3 protein-coding genes are annotated in these 2,262 nt (G+C 36.3%); all 3 read right to left on the bottom strand.

The features are described 5' to 3' along the window. The coding region (locus tag BIS10_RS18420; protein ID WP_253507637.1) for a hypothetical protein at positions 1-1,598 on the bottom strand (1,598 nt) is incomplete at its 3' end. Further along, positions 1,588-1,812, bottom strand: a complete 225-nt coding sequence (locus BIS10_RS18415) for an ABC-three component system middle component 6 (protein WP_253507635.1) — start codon at positions 1,810-1,812, stop codon at positions 1,588-1,590. The genes BIS10_RS18420 and BIS10_RS18415, both read right to left, overlap by 11 nt. Next, complete coding sequence (locus tag BIS10_RS18410) at positions 1,802-2,089, bottom strand: hypothetical protein (protein ID WP_253507620.1); 288 nt, start codon at positions 2,087-2,089, stop codon at positions 1,802-1,804. Before BIS10_RS18410 ends, BIS10_RS18415 begins: the two co-directional genes overlap by 11 nt. Positions 2,090-2,262: the final 173 nt, after the last annotated feature.

Here is a 2,262-nt window from a genome sequence, read left to right as displayed (position 1 = left end):
CTGGGTGCCGTCCATGTCATACCTCCTGCCGCTGTGGAGGTCATATTCTGGCCCAGCTCAGGGGGCGAATTCCACACCCAACGTCGAAGAGCCATAAAACTAGGTCGATTAAGCTTTAACTCATCAACAGCATATATATATGCAAAGTCAAAAGCAATAACTTCGGCTTTCTTCTTCCCGCCCTCAGGATTAGTTGCTGAGTTATTGAGTTCTATAGTGCAAGTACCACTATCCTTATTGAAATCTAAGTCTATGCTGTACTCTTCATCGTGAAGACTTTTGGTAATAGACCTTAAATGTGCATTAAACTTTTCCTCAAATTCATAAACATTGTCAATCTCTTTGGAAATAGCCTCAAGGATTTTTTGCAATTGATCTTCTGCTTCAGTTTGATCTGATTTTGCTTTGGACTGCTGCTCCATTAGACCTTCTAGCTTCCCAAGCTCAACTTTAAGCTCACCAAGTCGCTTCAGATTTTTAGTCACATGGTCTAAGCTTTCCTTAGACCGCATATCAGAAAAAACTTGTAACTTATCTTTCCTTATTGAACTGAGTTCTGCCAGAAGACCTTCAGACTCTTCATTCAATTTGGGTAAATCAATCGTAAGAAAGTGCTTCTTTTTCTCAACGAGATTTCTATGGAACAAAACAACGTCTTCAAGTTCTCGTAAGGCTCCATCAATTGCGACGCCAGAAAAACTATATATAGCTTTAAGCTCATTAATCAAATAACCATCTTTGTCTTTGGATAACAGCTCGACAGTATGATTAATGTTGTCTACTTTTCGCTGTATAGATAGAAGTTCTTCTGTATATCGTTCTTCTTTTACTTGTAGTTCTGAAAGTCTTTCTATTGGGTTTGAATATTCTGGTGAATATTCGAATGTTAAAAGGTTGTTCTCTAGCTCTTTAGCATCTGCCTTATACCTCTTAATCTCACTTTTTGGCTTTTGCTCTTTCACTAGCGCATTAATTGATGTGGAATTCCTTTTTCGCCTGTTAACCAGATTCGTCGCATCTCTTTTCTCTGTAAGTAGAGATGTATTATTGAAACCGAAAAGGTATAAAAAAAGTTCGCTATAATCTTTTGGGCCTTGTCGTTTATCAAGAAACTTAGTTGTACTCAACATTCTATGACTGTCATTTCTAATGAATTTCGGCGCTACTGCTCGAACAGAAGGTCTTCTAGTAGATATATTAAAAATTTTATCTTGAATAAATGACTCATATTGCTTTTCTTCAACACTTTCACCATTTATCCAGAATTTAGATTCAGTTTTTTCTTCAATACATAAACGGCGAGAAATTTGATTTATTTTGTTTGAGTAGTCAAAGAAACTGAGAGAAGCAGTTACAAAGTTGTTCTTAAAAAGCGCTTCTATCTCAAGATTTGGCTTTTTAAACTCTTCATCAATGTAAATGCTGTCTATGCTTCCTAGCATTAGAAAATCAACCACTCGTGATAATGTTGATTTTCCAACACTGTTACCTGTACGACCAGAATTTGGCTTGTTTGTGACGAGGTTCAGACCAGACTCGAATTTAACAAATCTTTTTACTTCGTTATTTATCTTTACTTCAAGACTATCAAGCTTCATTTATAAAAACCTCTACTCCATTAAACCCAATAGCCCTAATTGAAAACAACCAATCTAACGACAATATGATGTGATCAATTGATACTTTTAGCTCTGAAGAGCAGTCAGTGAGTATCGCATCTAAGGACGGATTTTCTTCTGCCACTTTCTTTAGAATTTTTGCCCCTATGCTTACAACATTTATTTCTGGGTCACAACCACTTCTAGGAATCATAAGCTGGATTCTCCATGATTATGCATTCAATAAAAGCATGAGCCACAACAACATTCACCCCCAATTCAACATGTTCTTTGTAGACAGGAGTGTTTTTTGATTCAAATACAGTATTTTTTAATCTCTGAATGATAAAATCCAAAATAAACTCTGAATTTTCTCTGACTTTATCTATGTCTATATCAAAAATCAAGTAATCAATCTCAACAGCGTCTAAAGCAAGATAGTATAAATCGTTTAAATTCTGAAGGATTGTATCTTTTCCAAAAGCTATCAATGAGTCAATCTCGGAATATGCCTCTTCTACTTTTGAAGAATGATCTAAGTATTGCTTTATGATATGGTTTTTAGCTTTAACCTGAATCCGTGAGACCGGCCCCCGGAAGCACTTCTAACCCACTGACCTGCATGGCAATATAGCCATTATCGCCATTCACCCAGACAGTGCCA

It is taken from the genome of Halomonas sp. 707B3, from assembly GCF_024158645.1.
GTDB classification, from domain to species: domain Bacteria; phylum Pseudomonadota; class Gammaproteobacteria; order Pseudomonadales; family Halomonadaceae; genus Vreelandella; species Vreelandella lionensis.
The sequence above is the reverse complement of the archived record's forward strand: the minus strand, read 5'-3'. Positions and strand labels throughout refer to the sequence as shown.